Below are 15112 nucleotides of genomic sequence, written 5' to 3'. Positions count from 1 at the left end.
TCTGTGCCGCCGATCACCGTGCGGTCTGTACCACTGCCCTGTCAATACGGTGGCGCGGGTCGTGGCGACCGGGTGCCTCCCGGTGTCCGTGCCTCCCGGTGTCCGTGCTCCCGGGTGGCCGCGCGCCCCGGTCGGCCGGTGTCCGCCGTGGGTGAGCCCCGCGCACTCCCGCGTAACCGTCCCGTTTCACCGGTGCGGCACGGTTGTCAGTGCCATGCGTCAGAATTGAGCCCAGGGCCAGCGCACGCGCCGCGGAGCCAGCCGCGCTTCCGGCAGATCTCATTTAGGGGCAGGTATGTCCGGACTGATCGACACCACGGAGATGTATCTCCGCACCATCCTCGAGCTGGAGGAGGAAGGCGTGGTCCCGATGCGCGCCCGGATCGCCGAACGGCTCGACCAGAGCGGGCCGACCGTCAGTCAGACGGTGGCACGGATGGAGCGCGACGGACTGGTGTCCGTGGCCAGCGACCGGCACCTGGAGCTGACGGACGAGGGCCGCAGGCTGGCCACCCGGGTGATGCGCAAGCACCGGCTCGCGGAGTGTCTCCTGGTGGACGTGATCGGTCTGGAGTGGGAGCAGGTGCACGCCGAGGCGTGTCGCTGGGAGCACGTGATGAGCGAGGCCGTGGAGCGGCGCGTGCTGGAGCTGCTGCGTCACCCGACCGAGTCGCCCTACGGCAACCCGATCCCCGGTCTCGAGGAGCTCGGCGAGAAGGACGGCGCCGACCCGTTCCTGGACGAGGGCATGGTGTCCCTGGCCGAGCTCGACCCGGGCCTGGAGGGCAAGACGGTCGTGGTGCGCCGGATCGGCGAGCCGATCCAGACGGACGCGCAGCTGATGTACACGCTGCGCCGGGCGGGCGTGCAGCCCGGCTCGGTGGTGAGCGTGACCGAGTCGGCCGGCGGTGTGCTGGTGGGCAGCGGTGGCGAGGCCGCCGAGCTGGTGGCGGACGTCGCCTCGCACGTGTTCGTCGCCAAGCGCTGAGTGCGCCGAATCGCAGCGGCCCGGCGCTTCGCGTGCCAGGCTTGCTGTCGCACGAGGCATACGGGCCGAGAGGGCGGAGTGGATGTGCCGCGGAGACCTGGGTGGCCCCGGCGCCCGAAGGCGCCGGGGCCTGTCCTCCCCTGTTCCGACCTGGAGCCCCGAGCTCTCAAGGTCGATCCCCTCGGACCGTTTTCCCCGAGCGGTCCGCCTCCCGCTGAAGATCTCCCCTCGGCTGCGGCGATCATTCCTTGAGAGGGGTCACTCGAACGAGGGGTGTTACCCGCGGAGAAGGCGTACTTCGAATACGTTTTCGATAATTTGCCGATGAGTCTGCGTAGAGTCCGTAGATGTGGATGAGGGAAAGCGGTACCACGGCAACGACGGCAGACAGCAAGCGGTTCACAGGACCGGCCGGCGCGAGCGGTCCGAGCGGAGCTAGGGGGGTGCCAGGACCTATGGCGCGACGCATCGACGTGACCGGGGCGGGCGGCGTGCGCCTGGCCGCCTGGGAGTTCGGCGACCCGCCCAAGCACGACCCGGCCGCACTCCTGCCGGAGCAGGCCGGACCACCCGGCCCGGAAGCCGATGGCCGGGACCGGTACGACCGGGGTCTGCCGGGGGAGAGCGGGTCCACTCCCGGTGTCCTGTTACTGCACGGACTGATGGGCCGGGCCTCCCACTGGGCGTCCACCGCCCGCTGGCTCTCCGAGCGGCACCGGGCCGTCGCCCTCGACCAGCGGGGCCACGGGCAGAGCGGCAAGCCCCCGCAGGCGTCCTTCACCCGTGAGGCGTACGTCGAGGACGCCGAGGCCGCCCTGGAACAGGTTGGCCTCACCCAGGTGGTCCTCGTCGGTCACGCCATGGGCGCGCTGACCGCCTGGCAGCTCGCCGCCAGGCGCCCCGATCTGGTCCACGGTCTGATCATCTGCGACATGCGGGCCTCCGCGCTCGGCGCGGCCTCGCAGCGCGAGTGGGCCGACTGGTTCGACTCCTGGCCCACCCCCTTCGCCACCCTCGCCGACGTACGCAAGTGGTTCGGCGAGGACGACCCCTGGGTGGAGCGCCCCAACCCGGCCCGCGGCGAGTTCTACGCCGAGGTCATGCACGAGTCCTCCGACGGCTGGCGCCCCGTCTTCGAGCCCGGCCAGATGCTGAAGTCCCGCGAGACCTGGGTGTACGACGCGCACTGGGAGGAGCTCGCCCAGGTCCGCTGCCCCGCCCTCGTCGTCCGCGGCCAGGACGGCGAGCTGGGCCGCGCCGAGGCACAGGAGATGGTCCGGGTGCTGCCCCGCGGGCAGTACGCGGAGGTGGCCGACGCCGGCCACCTCGTCCACTACGACCAGCCGGAAGCCTGGCGAGCGGCGATCGAGCCGTTCCTGGACGGCGTGCTCACTTCCTGACACCGCCTCCCCGGAGACCGCGCCCGCCCCCCGCGCCCAAGCCCGTGCCGCCCGTCTCAGCCCTTGCTGACCGCCGCCAGGATCTCGGGCAGCCGTGCGGCGGTGCGCGGGGCCGCCAGCCGCAGCCCGAGCGCGGTGATCGCCGTCCCGTACCCCGCGCCCACCGGCAGCAGCAGCCAGGTCCACGCGTCGCCGCCCGCGCTGACGTTCAGCCAGATCGTCAGCGCGAGGACCGGGGCGCACAGCAGCGCGGCGGCGACCATGCCGCCGAGGATCGAGATCAGGGCGAGACCGCTCTGCCCCGGCGCCACGTTCTTGTAGCCCTCCTGCGGGATGGAGTACGGGAAGCGGGCCGAGGTCCAGGCGCCGGTCGCCAGCATCGCCCCCAGCAGCGCCAGGGACAGCCCCAGCACCTCCGGCAGCCGGCGCCAGTCGCCGAGCACCGCGGTCGTCAGCACGGTGACGAGGGTGGCGTACGGGAGGGTGATCAGCAGCAGCGCCAGCGCCCGGGCCCGCAGTTCGGCGTACGCGTCACGCGGGGTCGAGATGGTCAGCGCGACCATCCAGAACGCGGAGGTGTCCTGGCCGAACTGGTTGTACATCTGGATGCCGAGCATCCCCGCGGCGAAGCAGGCGAAGTAGATCGAGCCGGTGCCCTGCAAGGCGTTGAACACCGGCACGATCAGGCCGATGGCCAGCGACGTCACCCAGGCCGCCTTGGTCTTGGGGTCGCGCCAGATGTAGCGCAGGCTGCGCTCCATGACGGTGCCGGTGCGGCCGGCCGGGAGCAGCCGGCCCGGACCCCACGACGTACCGCGCTCCCGGCCCTCGGACTCGGTCCGCTGCAATGTCGAGCCGTCGGGGGCGGTCATCAGCCGGGTCAGACTGCGCGCCCACGCCGCCACCAGCAGCACCAGCGCGCCCGCGGTCAGCGCGAGCTGGGCGGCGGCGGCGCCGTACGCGCCCCGGCTCACCGAGTCCACCGCCCCGACCGCCGACGCGGGCGGCAGCCAGCGCACCACCGCGTACACCGGGTCGAGCGGTGCCAGACCCGACACCCCGAGCCGCTGCGCGCCGAAGTTGACCACCTGCGCGCCGATCGCGACGACCAGGCCGCTCAGCACCGCGAGATCGCGCCCCCGGCGGCTGGTCAGCAGCCGGATGTTGGCGATCGCGACGGCCCGCGCGAGGGCCACGCAGACCAGCAGGGCCAGGGCGACGGCCACGACCGCGACGACACCCGCCGCCGTCCCGTGCGCCACGCAGACCGCGCTGCCGGCCAGCAGCATGAGGGTGACCAGCGGGCCGACGCCGACCAGGGAGGCCGCCAGCAGCGCCCGTACCAGCGGCCGGGGCCGCAACGGCAGCATCACCAGCCGGGTCGGGTCCAGGGTCTCGTCGCCGCTGGGGAAGAACAGCGGCATCACCGCCCAGCCCAGCGCCAGCACCGCCGTCAGCAGCCCGACCAGGGAAGCGGCGTGCGCGTGGCCGCGCAGCGCGATCAGCCCGAGCAGTTGCAGCGCGGCGAAGAGCAGCGCGAGGACGGCGGAGACGACGAAGGCCGCCCGCCGCCCGCCGGACTGCCGCAGCCCGTTGCGCAGCAGCGACAGCTTCAGCCGGACGACGGTGGCCGTGAGGCCGACGGGACGGGGCGCGGCGGGGCCGGCGGGAACCGGCACCGGACCGGGGTCCGCGGGGCCGGCGGGACGGGGGTCGGCCGGCTGCGTCATCGGGCCCCGCCGCCCAGCCAGTCGAGTTCGGAGCCGGTGTCGCGGCTGTGCGCGCCGACGAGTTCGAGGAACGCCTGCTGGAGCGTGGGCGCCCCGCCGCGCACCTCGTCGAGGGTGCCCTGGGCGCGGATGCGGCCCGCGGCCAGCACGGCGACCCAGTCGCACAGCGACTCCACCAGCTCCATCACATGGGAGGAGAACACCACCGTGGCGCCCGAGGCCGTGTACCGCTCCAGGACGCCCCGGATGGTCTGCGCGGACACCGGGTCGACGCCCTCGAACGGCTCGTCGAGGAAGAGGACTTCGGGGTTGTGCAGCAGCGCGGCCGCCAGCCCGATCTTCTTGCGCATGCCGGTCGAGTAGTCGACGACCAGCTTGTGCTGCGCGCCGGCCAGGTCGAGGACGTCGAGGAGCTGGGCGGCGCGCTTGTCGACCTCGGCGCCGGGCAGGCCGCGCAACCGGCCGGAGTAGCCGAGCAGTTCCCGCCCCGAGAGCCGGTCGAAGAGCCTGAGCCCCTCCGGCAGCACCCCGATCCGGGCCTTCACCGCGACCGGGTCCTGCCACACGTCGTGCCCGACGACCTCGACCCGTCCCTGGTCGGGCCGGAGCAGGCCGGTCACCATGGACAGGGTGGTGGTCTTCCCGGCCCCGTTCGGCCCCACCAGCCCGATGAACCTGCCCGCGGGCAGTTCCAGGTCGATCCCGGCGACGGCGATCTGCTGCCCGAACCGCTTCCAGAGCCCCTGCACGCGTACGGCGGCTGCGCCCACCCCTGCTCCCTGCGTCATGGATGCACCCTACGACCGTACGGCGCCCGTCAGGGGGCGGGACGACCTCGTCCCGACGGTCCCGCCCTACCGGTCCCGGCCGCACGCGTACGCCAGCGGTGAGATCAGCTCCTCCGCGTCCGGCAGCCACTGGTTGGCCGGGGTGGGGCGGCACGCCCACTGCACGGCCCCCCGGGAGCCGAACCGGGTGGGCGGCCCGGCCACGTACGCCCCCTCCCCGAGCGCGGCCAGGTCCAGGGAGGCCGGTGACCAACCCAGCCGGCGCACCAGCTCGGGCACCTTCGCGCACGCCCCGGGCAGCACGAAGAAGTACATCCGCCGGTCGGGCGCCGACGTCACGGGACCGAGCGGGAGCCGCATCCGCTCCATCCGGGCCAGCGCCAGGAAGCCGGCCGTCTCCGGCACCGAGATCGCGTCGAACGTACGGCCCGTCGGCAGCAGGATCGACGCCGTCGGCTGCCACTGCCACATCCGGCGCACCACGGTCGCGCTGCCGGTCGCCTGCGTCGCCCAGTCCTCGCGCGCGGGATGCGCGCCCGGCGCGCCGCATCCGGCCCGGCCGCAGGAGCAGCGCTCCATCCCCGCCACGGCTTCCAGCCAGGTGCCGGGGACCACGTCCCAGTGGCGTTCCTCGGCGTAGCGAACGGCGGTCTCCAGCAGTGATTCCCCGCGCTGCTGCGGAATCTGGGCGGCTTCGGCGGCCGGGATCGTCTCTTCCACGTCCACTCAACTCCCCCGTCCACCTCGGGTTACGGGCGTAGCGCGCGCGGGGGAGGAGCACTGTTTCCGTGTCCGGGGCGCATGGATGCACGCGCGGGGGCGCGCGGAGGGATCCGCGACGGAAGTGGGTAGCCACGAGTGGGGTCGGCTTCCACCCTTACCCCGGCAATCCTCGTATGTCTGGCATTTTCGCTATGTCCGTTGGGCATTGATCTTCGAGGCCGGATCCGCTCGGTGGAACCGATCGGGTCCGGCCAGCGAAGACACGTCAACTCGGTGCGTGGGCAGGCACCGCAGCCACAGGGGGTTCAGCCATGGCCGCAAGGCCTCTCGTCGCCCGGCAGCCGAACGAACGGCTGCAGGCGCTCATCCAGGAAGCGGGTTGCTCGAACGCCGGGCTGGCCCGCCGGGTCAACATGTGCGGTGCCGAACACGGCCTCGACCTGCGCTACGACAAGACGTCCGTGGCCCGTTGGCTGCGGGGTCAGCAGCCGCGGGGACGGGCCCCGGCGATCATCGCCGAGGCGCTCGGCCGCAAGCTGGGCCGTACGGTCACGATCGACGAGATCGGCATGGCCAACGGCAAGAACCTCGCGTCGGGTGTCGGTCTCCAGTTCTCGCCGACGGTACTGGGGGCCATCGAGCAGGTCTGCGAGCTGTGGCGCAGCGACGTCGGACGACGGGACTTCCTGTCCGGGTCCTCCGTCGCCGCGTCCGCGCTGGTCGAGCCGAGCCGCGACTGGCTGATCTCCGTGCCGGACTCGCAGGTGGCGCGGGCGGCGGGTCCCCGCGTGGGCCAGTCCGACGTGACGGCCGTACGGGCCATGACCCAGGCGCTGGTCGACCTGGACCACCAGTACGGCAGCGGGCATGTGCGCCCGGTCGTCGTGCACTACCTCAACAGCGTGGTCTCCGGGCTGCTGGCCGGCTCCTACCGGGAGGCGGTGGGCCGCGACCTGTTCGCCGCGGTGGCGCGGCTGACCGAACTCGCCGGCTACATGGCCGTGGACACCGGGCAGCCGGGTCTCGCGCAGCGCTACTACATCCAGTCGCTGCGGCTGGCCCAGGCGGCGGGCGACCGCGGGTACGGCGGCTACGTGCTCGCCGCGTCCATGAGTCATCTCGCCGCCCAGCTCGGAAACCCGCGGGAGATCGCGCAGTTGGCGCGGGCGGCCCAGGAGGGCGCGCGGGGCCGGGTGACCCCGCGCGCGGAGGCCATGTTCTGCGCGGCGGAGGCCCGCGGGCACGCGCTGCTCGGCGACGCGCGGGCGGCCCAGATCGCCTCGGGGCGCGCGCTGTCGGCGATGGAGCGGGCGGACGCGGCGGCGGGCGACGACCCGGCGTGGATCGCGCACTTCGACGAGGCCTATCTGGCCGACGAGTTGGCGCACTGCCACCGCGACCTGGGACAGGCCGAGGCGGCGGCGCGGTGTGCGCAGGAGTCCCTGGCCGGACACCCCGAGACACGGGCGCGCCGACGGGCCATCGGCTATGTGCTGCTGGCCACCGCCCAGGTGCAGCAGCGGGAGATCGAGGAGGCCTGCAACACCGGCCTGAAGGCGGTGGAGTTGCTGGAGACGCTGCGTTCCAACCGGGGCGCCGAGTATCTGGAGGACTTCCAGCAGCGGCTGGATCCGTACCGTGACGAGCCGGTGGTACGGGAGTTCGGGGCGCGGCTGGAGCTGCCGGCGGCCGCGTGAACACGGGGGGCGTCGCTGCGTGAATCTGCGGGAAACGGCCCGTCGGTCCGCGGGAGCGGGCATGAACAGCGCACGGCGCCCCGGATCTGTTACTGGCGTCACAAGGCGGCAGGTCAGGTCCTGAGCTGCGTAGCACCCGGTTCCGGGGACCCGGTAGCGTGGGCCGACGATCCTGAAGGTCCCCCATTCGTAGGAGTCCCGGTGGCGCAGAGTGGACAGGGCGAGGAGCCCTCGGCGCGGTCAGCGCGCGAAGGCATCGTGCTGCCCTCCGACGGAGGCGAGCCGGTGCACCCCGGCATGCCGGCGCAGCCCGCCGGCGTGCCCTACCAGAGCTATCAGGACGGCGCTCAGCAGTACGGCCAGGCCTACGGCCAGGACGCCGCCGGCGCGGCACCGGCCGGCGGGCAGGGCTGGGGCGGGGCGTGGGGTCCCGGGCAGCAGCCGGGGGCGGGCCGGCCGCCCGCCGCGGACTGGCCGCCCGCCGCGCCCGCCGAGCCGGCCTGGGGCACGCCGGAGGCGGCGCCCGCCGCGCCGTCCTGGCCGCAGGCCGCCGGGGGCGCGGGACCGATGCCGCCGGAGAGCCCGCAGCCGCAGCACGCGGCATACGGCGCGCCGCTGCCGCCCGCCGCCCACGAGGGCGCCACCCAGTACATCCCGCCGGTCCCGGCCGCGCCCGGTGGCGTCGAGGGGGCCACGCAGTTCCTGCCGCCCGTCGTCGCGCCCGCCATGGACGAGGGGGCGACGCAGTACATACCGCCGGTGCCGCCGGGGGCCCTGCCGCCCGAGGCGGCCGCCGCCGGGATGCACCCCGACGCCCAGGCGACCCAGTTCATCGCGCCGGTGCCCGCGGACCCGTCCGCCGGGCCGTACGGCGGGGGTCTGCCCGGCGAGGGCGGCGACCGGCAGCCGCCGGCCGAGTTCGACAACCTGTTCCGCAACGACGTCGGCGGTGACGTTCCGGCGGGGTCCACGCAGCAGCTGCCGCGCGTCCCGCAGCACGACGCCGGACCCGCCGCGTACGGCGGGCCGGGCGGTTACCCCGCGCAGTCCTCGTACGCCCCGCCCGCCGGTCCCGGCGCGGGTCGCCGCGGCGGCCGGGGCGACGACGGCTGGGGCTCCGCCCACCAGGGCGAGGGCGGGGGCGGCCGCAGCCGTTCCCGGGTGCCGTTGATCGCCGGTATCGGCATCGCGATCGCCGCGGTCGGCATCGGCGCGGGCGCGCTGCTCGGCGGCGGGGGCGACGACAAGGGCGAGGCCGGTGCGACCGCCTCCGCCTCGGCGTCCGCGAGCGAGGGCGCCCCCGCCGCGGCCGGCGGTGACGGGGCCAAGGCGCAGGCCGTGGCGCTGGACAAGCTGCTGGCCGACAGCGGCAGCAGCCGGGCCGCGGTGATCGCGGCGGTCGCCGGCGTCAAGTCCTGTGACAACCTCGGTCAGGCGGCCTCCGACCTGCGGGACGCGGCCAAGCAGCGCAACGAGCTGGTCACGAGGCTGTCCGGGCTGTCCGTCGACAAGCTGCCGGACCACGACAAGCTGACCGGCGCGCTCACCGAGGCGTGGAAGGCGTCCGCGTCGGCGGACACCCACTACGCGGCATGGGCGGACCAGACCGCGGGGAACAAGAAGTCCTGCAAGCACGGCCAGGCCCGCAGCACCGGGGAGACCCAGGCGGGCAACGCGGCGAGCGGCACCGCCAGCTCGCAGAAGAAGAAGGCCGCGCAACTGTGGAACGCGATCGCGCGGAAGTACGGCCTGACCGAGCGCCAGTCGACCCAGCTCTGAGGATCGTGGACCGGGATCCCCCTCCCGGCCCCGGTCCGTCGGCCGAGCTCCGTGGACCGGGATCCCCCTCCCGGTCCTGTTTCCTCGGTACGGCTTCGCGGGCCGGGACCCCCCTCCGGCCCCGGTCCCTCGGTCGGGCTTCACGGGCCGGGACCCCCCTCCCGGCCCCGGTCCGCCGACGTCAGCTGAGCTTCGCGTCCTCCAGCGTCTGGGTGACGTCGATGAAGCCCTTCCTGGCCGAGACCAGACGCCCCTTCTTCACGACCTGGACGGTCACGTCGGCGTTGGTCAGACGGGGGAAGCCGACGGAGGCGAGGCGGTCCTGGAAGCGCCAGCGCAGGGTCGGCGTCAGTCCGCTCGTACCGATCTCCAGCCCGTCGTCCAGCGCGTGCCGCACGGTGTCGGCGGACACCTCGCCGCCGGCCAGCGACTCGACGATCCGCTTGAACACGGTGTACGCGATGTACGTCGTCTGCACCCCGGCGTCCGCGGGGTCGATCCGGTTGTCGGAGAAGGCCTGCTCGCTGATCACCTTCTTCATGTTGTCCCAGCGCCCGTCGTTCGCCGCCGGGTACCAGCCGGTGATGGACGCGCCCTCGTACGGGCCCGAGGCCCCACCGGACGCGTCGATCACGGTCTGGTCGACGCTGCCGAGCACGGTGGCGGTCCGCACGGCCGGGTAGTCCTCGCGGTCGCGCCGGAAGGAGTCCATGAAGGTGCTGGTGGCGTCCCCGAGCGCGGGCACCACGCACCCCTGGTCGTTCTTGCCGCCGCCGGAGGTGGCGACCTCCCGGAGAGCGCTCTGCGACTGCTTGGAGTACTCGGTGGCGTCGTCCTCGGCCAGCACGTCGACCGTCGGCGCGTGCTTGCCCGCCGTCAGTCCCGAGTTGAGCAACTCGGGCAGGGCGTCCCCGGCGACATTGTCGGGGCGCACGAGCGCGACGGATCCACAGGTGGCCGCGAGCTCCTTGCCGAGACCGGCCAGCAGCACCGCCTGGCCGCCGTTGACCGGGTAGGAGAGCGGGCTGGTGAACTCGGAGTTGGTGATGCCGTAGCCGCCTATGTAGGGGATGCCGGCGCCTTCCAGCGGCGGGAAGAACGAGTCCGAGTACTGGCTGTAGGAGCCCAGGACCGCGACGGCGTTCGCCTTGACGGCCTGCCGGGCGCACTTCGACGCGGTGACCGAGTCGTTCTTCTCGTTGCAGGTGAGCACTTTGAGTTTGCGGCCCCCGGCCAGGCCGCCGTGCGCGTTGATGTACCGGGCGTAAGCCGCCGCGAAGGCGGGCATACCGGGCTTGTTGGTGGCGTTCGTGTCCTGGGGAGCCCAGGTCATCACGGTGATCGGGTCGTCTCCCGATGCTCCGTCGGTGCCGGGGAGGGCCCCGCAGCCGACGGTGAGGGACGCGCATGCCACCAGCACACCCAGGGTGCGGCGGACAGCTCTGGCGCGCCGGCTGGTGTGGGGAGGAAAGGTGCTGCGCGTGTGTTGCCTGCCAGTCATGAGCATGCACGATTCCGCCACATCGCTAACCGTGGAGTGACCTCGGGTCAACGAGTGGTGACGTGAAGGTGAATTACGGGGGGTGTCGAGGGGCCGGAGCGGAAGAACGTACGATCGGTGACCGTGCAAGGTTCGGAGAACTCTTCCCGTCGCGGCCGTCGCTCATCCACCATGGGCGGCATGCCACTGAACGACATGCCCTGGTGGCGCTGGCGCAGCAACGTGCGTTCCGCGCTGCACATGCTCTCCGATCCGGTGTTCCAGCAGGACGTCTGGCTGGCCGGCGTGGACGGCTACGGTGACGTCACCGACGCCGTGTACCGCCTGGTCGAGGACACCTGGCTGGACAACTGGTCGGCCGAGAAGTACGTCGGCACGATCTTCCGCGACTCCCAGGAAGCGGCGCTCGTCGACACCGCCGTGCTGCGGGTACTGCGGATCATGCACCAGGTCGGCCCGGACGCGCCGGTCTCCGCCTACGTCGACCACGAGGCGTGGCCGGAGGCGATCCGTGCGGCGCGCGACGCCCATGTGCGTCTCGCGGTGAGCGACGGGGACGACCCGGACGCGCCGCCGCGCACCCTCGAAGTGCTCCAGATCATGACGCGGTCCGCGTAGCGGACGGTGCTCGGCCGGTGCGGGGCGGATATGGGAACCTGTCCTGCATGAACGAGCAGTCCACCCGAGCCGCGGCTCCGGCCGACCAGTACGTCCTCATCCTGTCCTGCCCCGACAAGCAGGGCATCGTGCACGCCGTGTCGAGCTACCTGTTCATGACGGGCTGCAACATCGAGGACAGCCAGCAGTTCGGCGACCACGACACGGGTCTGTTCTTCATGCGCGTCCACTTCACGGCGGACGCGCCGGTGACGCTGGACAAGCTGCGGGCCAGCTTCGCGGCGATCGGTGACTCCTTCCGCATGGACTGGCAGATCCACCGGGCCGCGGAGAAGATGCGCGTCGTCCTGATGGTCAGCAGGTTCGGGCACTGCCTGAACGACCTGCTGTTCCGGGCGAGCACGGGCGCGCTGCCCGTGGAGATCGCGGCCGTGGTCTCCAACCACACCGACTTCGCCGAGCTCGTCGGCTCGTACCACGTCCCCTTCCACCACATCCCGGTGACGAAGGACACCAAGGCCGACGCGGAGGCCCGGTTCCTCGACCTGGTGCGCGAGGAGAACGCCGAGCTCGTCGTCCTCGCCCGCTACATGCAGGTCCTCTCGGACGACCTGTGCAAGGAGCTCAGCGGCCGGATCATCAACATCCACCATTCCTTCCTGCCGAGCTTCAAGGGCGCCAAGCCGTACCACCAGGCACATGCGCGCGGGGTGAAGCTGATCGGTGCGACGGCGCACTATGTGACCGCCGACCTCGACGAGGGCCCGATCATCGAGCAGGAGGTCGAGCGGGTCGGCCACGACGTCACGCCGGACCAGCTCGTCGCGATCGGCCGCGACGTGGAGTGCCAGGCGCTGGCGCGGGCCGTGAAGTGGCACGCGGAGCGCCGCATCCTGCTCAACGGCCGACGGACGGTCGTCTTCGCGTAGGACGGCCGGTGCCGCGGCAGGCAGTGTTCACCCGACAGGGCGAACACCCCTGTTGCGGCACTAGATACGGCTCAGCGAGGCCGCGGCCAGCAGTACGTCCCTGATCGCCTCGCGGTCCCCGACCTGCCCTGCGGCCGCCTCCTCCGGCGGGACGTGTCCGGCCGCGAGCCGGCAGAACTCCACGCCGTCCAGGGCGACATGGGCCACCTCGTGGTCCGGTGAGGCGGTCGCCGCGGGGGAGTCCAGCGGGATCAGCCACTCCCCGCCGCCGAGCCCCTCGATCTCCAGCCGCAGGCTGCGTCCCGGCGCGCCGGCCGGGACCAGATGCCGTCCCCGGCCCGGCGCGGCGAGTCCGGCGCGACGGCGCTCGGCCAGGGCGAGGGGCAGCATCCGGGCCGCGAGGTCGATCATGCGGTGCAGATGGCGCGGGGACGGTGGGTCGTAGGGGTAGTCCACCGCCTCCGCGATGTCCTCCGCGTGCACCCAGCACTCGAAGGCGCGGTCCAGCATCGCGTCCCGCAGCGGCAGCGCGATCTCGCCGCCGTCGTCGGTGCTGCCGTAGGACACCGTCAGCTTCCCGGCGCTCCCGCCGGTGAAGGACACCGTGCGGACGATGTCGTGGCTCTGCTCCCGCCACGGGGCGCGCACGGAGCGGGTGGGCGGGAAGTGGGACGCCCGCCAGTAGGCCTCGGTGCGGCTGCCCGGTGACGCCGTCCGGCCGGCCGGGAGGCCGGACACCGGGTCGTCGAGACCGAGGGCGGTCGCGACGAGGCCGTCGACCGCCAGCAGATGCGCGATGACCCCGGCGACGGTCGTACGGCGGCTCGTCGTGGCCGCCCCGTCGAACCAGCGCAGCCGCACCGGCGCATGCCACTCGGCGTCCCCGAAGTCCTGGAGCAGCGCGTCGAGGCGGGCGGTCTCGGCGTCGTAGGCGTGGGCCCAGTCGGGTACCGGGATGCGCGGCGGGCGCCGGTCCAGGCAGCCGGCCAGGACGCGGGTGCGCAGCCCCGGATCGAGGTCCAGCGGCTCGGGCGGGTGCAGCAGGCCGACCGCCTCGCGCAGCCGCCTGGCCTCGTCCGCGCAGGAACCGCAGTCGCCCAGGTGCTCCTCGACGGCCGCGGTCTCCTCGGCCGAGCAGGCGGCCAGCGCCCAGGCGCCCAGCAGCGATTTCAGGACCGGGTGCTCCAGGGTGAGCGGCGCGGTGCCGGGCGCCGGGTCGGCGGGCTCGGGCAGCGGCAGCCCGGTGTCCTCGACGGAGGCGCGGGGCGGGGGTATGCGGAGCCGGTCCTCGCCCGGACCCCGGCCGTCGCCGGGGCCGCCCGGTCCGCCGGACCCGTGCCCTCCCTGCCCGTTCTGCACCGGTTCGCCCTCTGTGTTCCTTTCGTCCCCCGCCTGTCCTCCGTACTCGTCGCGCTTCTCGCGCTCTTCGCGCCCTCCCGGGTCCGCGTGCTTCTCGCGCGGGTTCTCGTCGCCCGGGTCGAAGCGGTCCGCCCCGCTCACGCGGCACCTCCGTATTCGGGTGGTGCCCCGGAGGTGCCCGCGTCGTGGGCGGTGGAGAGCAGTTGCAGGCCCAGGCGGAGCCGACGGCGGGCCTCGTCCTCGGTGACGCCGAGGTCGGCGGCGGTCTGGCGGTAGTCGCGGCGCTGGAAGTAGGCCAGGTCCAGGGCGGCCCGCAGCGGCGCGGGCATGGACTGGACGATGTAGTCGGCGCGGGCGGCGACCGAGGCGTGCCGCACCTTGATCTCCAGCTCCTCGGCGCTCGCCCAGCCGTCGTCGCCGGCGAGCGCCGCGGTCTCGGTGGCGCGCAGCCGCTGTACGGCGAGACGGTGGGTCAGGGTGGCCACCCAGGTGCGCAGGGGGCCCGTCTTCGGGTCGTAGGCGTCCGGGTGCTCCCAGACATGGGCGAAGACCTCGCGGGTGACGCTGTCGGCGGCCTGGTCGTCGTCGAGCACACGATGGGCGAGACCGTGCACAAGCGAAGCGAAACGGTCGTAGAGCTCGCCGAGGGCGGCCGCCTCACCGCGTGCGAGCCGCTGCTGCATCTTGCGGTCCCAGCGGGGCGGTGCGTCCTTCTTCGCCATCATGCCCCTCTCGCCGGTTCGTCCCTGAGATCAGCGTGCGCCCACCGTCTCCTCGAATGTAGTCGGCACGTCCGACAACGCACGCCCCTTTGTTGCAATGTGCGCCCCTGGAACGGCCGTGAGTGGTAGCGAACCCGGCAAGGGCCCGCACGGGAGGGCTCCGATGACTCGGTTACCCCGGATCCGGGTGATCAGACTCGATCGAACAGGATCGAAGGCGATTGAAACAAGCCGTCTTTGGTCAGTCTTCGTTTTTTGGTCGGTGTTTCAGGGAACAGCCCGCTGGGCAGCCGCGCTGCAAGGAAGTGATGGGACAGCTTCCGTTTGGCGGACGAAGGGCGTGGTGGTGGCGTTCAATGTGACCGACGGCACGCAGGGGGACTGGGCCGTGCTCCATGTGTCGGGCGAACTGGATCTGGTGACGTCGCCCACGTTGCGACAACGGGTGCACGACGTGGTGGCCGAGGGCCGCCACCGACTCGTCCTCGATCTGTCGGGGGTGTACTTCTGCGACTCCAGCGGGGTCGGCGTCCTCATCGCTGCCCGCCGGCTGCTGCGCTCCTGCCAGGGCCGGCTGCGGCTGGTCCTGCCCGCCCAGGGCGCGGTGGAGGGCTCGCACGTCAACCGGGTCTTCGGCGCGCTGGGCGTGCGACGGCTGTTCGACGTCCACCCGGACCTCGACGCGGCGGTCGCCGCCGAGGAGTCGAGCCCGCTCTCCGCCTGAGCGCCGGCGCGCGGCCTCCCGTCCGTACGGCGGCGGAGGGCTCGTGCCGACGGTCGTGCCGTTGTCCCGGAATTTCCCCGGTCTTGGTGCAAGCGTCGTTTTCCCCCTCCCGGACGGCTCCCGGCGTCGTACGCTCCAGGTCAGAGGCACCAGT

13 protein-coding genes are annotated in these 15112 nt (G+C 73.0%); 7 read left to right on the top strand and 6 right to left on the bottom strand.

What is annotated here, in order from left to right; all coding sequences use genetic code 11:
• The first annotated feature begins 295 nt into the window (after positions 1-295).
• Complete coding sequence (locus ACWC24_RS10480) at positions 296-988, top strand: metal-dependent transcriptional regulator (protein ID WP_450662432.1); 693 nt, start codon at positions 296-298, stop codon at positions 986-988.
• 455 nt (positions 989-1443) lie between these two features.
• On the top strand, positions 1444-2388 hold the full coding sequence (locus ACWC24_RS10475; protein WP_450662431.1) for an alpha/beta fold hydrolase: 945 nt from the start codon (positions 1444-1446) through the stop codon (positions 2386-2388).
• A gap of 56 nt (positions 2389-2444) precedes the next feature.
• Here the strand turns inward: ACWC24_RS10475 and ACWC24_RS10470 are convergent, their stop codons facing one another.
• The 3 genes from ACWC24_RS10470 to ACWC24_RS10460 form a co-directional block, all read right to left on the bottom strand.
• Positions 2445-4118 (bottom strand): transporter, encoded by a 1674-nt coding sequence (locus ACWC24_RS10470; RefSeq protein ID WP_450662430.1) that lies wholly within the window; start codon positions 4116-4118, stop codon positions 2445-2447.
• Positions 4115-4906 (bottom strand): ABC transporter ATP-binding protein, encoded by a 792-nt coding sequence (locus tag ACWC24_RS10465; RefSeq protein ID WP_450662429.1) that lies wholly within the window; start codon positions 4904-4906, stop codon positions 4115-4117. The genes ACWC24_RS10470 and ACWC24_RS10465 overlap by 4 nt, the downstream gene beginning before the upstream one ends.
• A 66-nt stretch (positions 4907-4972) precedes the next feature.
• Positions 4973-5626 (bottom strand): bifunctional DNA primase/polymerase, encoded by a 654-nt coding sequence (locus ACWC24_RS10460; protein ID WP_450662428.1) that lies wholly within the window; start codon positions 5624-5626, stop codon positions 4973-4975.
• Between the two features lie 314 nt (positions 5627-5940).
• Here ACWC24_RS10460 and ACWC24_RS10455 point away from each other — a divergent pair, with 314 nt between their 5' ends.
• Both ACWC24_RS10455 and ACWC24_RS10450 read left to right on the top strand, forming a co-directional pair.
• Positions 5941-7326: a transcriptional regulator gene (locus ACWC24_RS10455; protein WP_450662427.1), complete on the top strand. Its 1386-nt coding sequence runs from the start codon at positions 5941-5943 to the stop codon at positions 7324-7326.
• A gap of 201 nt (positions 7327-7527) precedes the next feature.
• Positions 7528-9105: a hypothetical protein gene (locus ACWC24_RS10450; RefSeq protein WP_450662426.1), complete on the top strand. Its 1578-nt coding sequence runs from the start codon at positions 7528-7530 to the stop codon at positions 9103-9105.
• 181 nt (positions 9106-9286) lie between these two features.
• Here ACWC24_RS10450 and ACWC24_RS10445 read toward each other — a convergent pair whose 3' ends face one another.
• Positions 9287-10606 carry an ABC transporter substrate-binding protein gene (locus tag ACWC24_RS10445; protein ID WP_450662425.1) on the bottom strand — a complete coding sequence of 440 codons (1320 nt, stop codon included), beginning with the start codon at positions 10604-10606 and terminating at the stop codon, positions 9287-9289.
• A gap of 117 nt (positions 10607-10723) precedes the next feature.
• Here ACWC24_RS10445 and ACWC24_RS10440 point away from each other — a divergent pair, with 117 nt between their 5' ends.
• Together ACWC24_RS10440 and purU are read left to right on the top strand one after the other, a co-directional pair.
• Positions 10724-11224 carry an SCO4402 family protein gene (locus ACWC24_RS10440; RefSeq protein ID WP_450662424.1) on the top strand — a complete coding sequence of 167 codons (501 nt, stop codon included), beginning with the start codon at positions 10724-10726 and terminating at the stop codon, positions 11222-11224.
• Positions 11225-11271: 47 nt separating this feature from the next.
• Positions 11272-12153 (top strand): formyltetrahydrofolate deformylase, encoded by an 882-nt coding sequence (gene purU, locus ACWC24_RS10435; protein ID WP_450662423.1) that lies wholly within the window; start codon positions 11272-11274, stop codon positions 12151-12153.
• A 60-nt stretch (positions 12154-12213) separates the two neighbouring features.
• Here purU and ACWC24_RS10430 read toward each other — a convergent pair whose 3' ends face one another.
• Positions 12214-13653, bottom strand: coding sequence for a zf-HC2 domain-containing protein (locus ACWC24_RS10430; RefSeq protein WP_450662422.1), 1440 nt, complete (start codon positions 13651-13653; stop codon positions 12214-12216).
• Positions 13650-14234 carry a sigma-70 family RNA polymerase sigma factor gene (locus ACWC24_RS10425; RefSeq protein ID WP_450662599.1) on the bottom strand — a complete coding sequence of 195 codons (585 nt, stop codon included), beginning with the start codon at positions 14232-14234 and terminating at the stop codon, positions 13650-13652. The genes ACWC24_RS10430 and ACWC24_RS10425 overlap by 4 nt, the downstream gene beginning before the upstream one ends.
• A 340-nt stretch (positions 14235-14574) precedes the next feature.
• On the opposite strand from ACWC24_RS10425, the gene ACWC24_RS10420 reads away from it, so the two are divergent.
• Positions 14575-14958 (top strand): STAS domain-containing protein, encoded by a 384-nt coding sequence (locus ACWC24_RS10420; RefSeq protein WP_450662421.1) that lies wholly within the window; start codon positions 14575-14577, stop codon positions 14956-14958.
• Positions 14959-15112: the final 154 nt, after the last annotated feature.

Source organism: Streptomyces sp. NPDC001443 (genome assembly GCF_053597355.1).
This window is presented reverse-complemented; position numbering and strand designations above follow the sequence as displayed.

Excerpts from the sequence above, each read along its gene's own strand:
- purU (WP_450662423.1), top strand. The coding sequence starts at position 11,272 with ATGAACGAGCAGTCCACCCGAGCCGCGGCTCCGGCCGACCAGTACGTC.
- ACWC24_RS10425 (WP_450662599.1), bottom strand. The coding sequence starts at position 14,234 with ATGGCGAAGAAGGACGCACCGCCCCGCTGGGACCGCAAGATGCAGCAG.
- ACWC24_RS10455 (WP_450662427.1), top strand. The coding sequence starts at position 5,941 with ATGGCCGCAAGGCCTCTCGTCGCCCGGCAGCCGAACGAACGGCTGCAG.
- ACWC24_RS10470 (WP_450662430.1), bottom strand. The coding sequence starts at position 4,118 with ATGACGCAGCCGGCCGACCCCCGTCCCGCCGGCCCCGCGGACCCCGGT.
- ACWC24_RS10475 (WP_450662431.1), top strand. The coding sequence starts at position 1,444 with ATGGCGCGACGCATCGACGTGACCGGGGCGGGCGGCGTGCGCCTGGCC.
- ACWC24_RS10445 (WP_450662425.1), bottom strand. The coding sequence starts at position 10,606 with ATGACTGGCAGGCAACACACGCGCAGCACCTTTCCTCCCCACACCAGC.
- ACWC24_RS10480 (WP_450662432.1), top strand. The coding sequence starts at position 296 with ATGTCCGGACTGATCGACACCACGGAGATGTATCTCCGCACCATCCTC.
- ACWC24_RS10465 (WP_450662429.1), bottom strand. The coding sequence starts at position 4,906 with ATGACGCAGGGAGCAGGGGTGGGCGCAGCCGCCGTACGCGTGCAGGGG.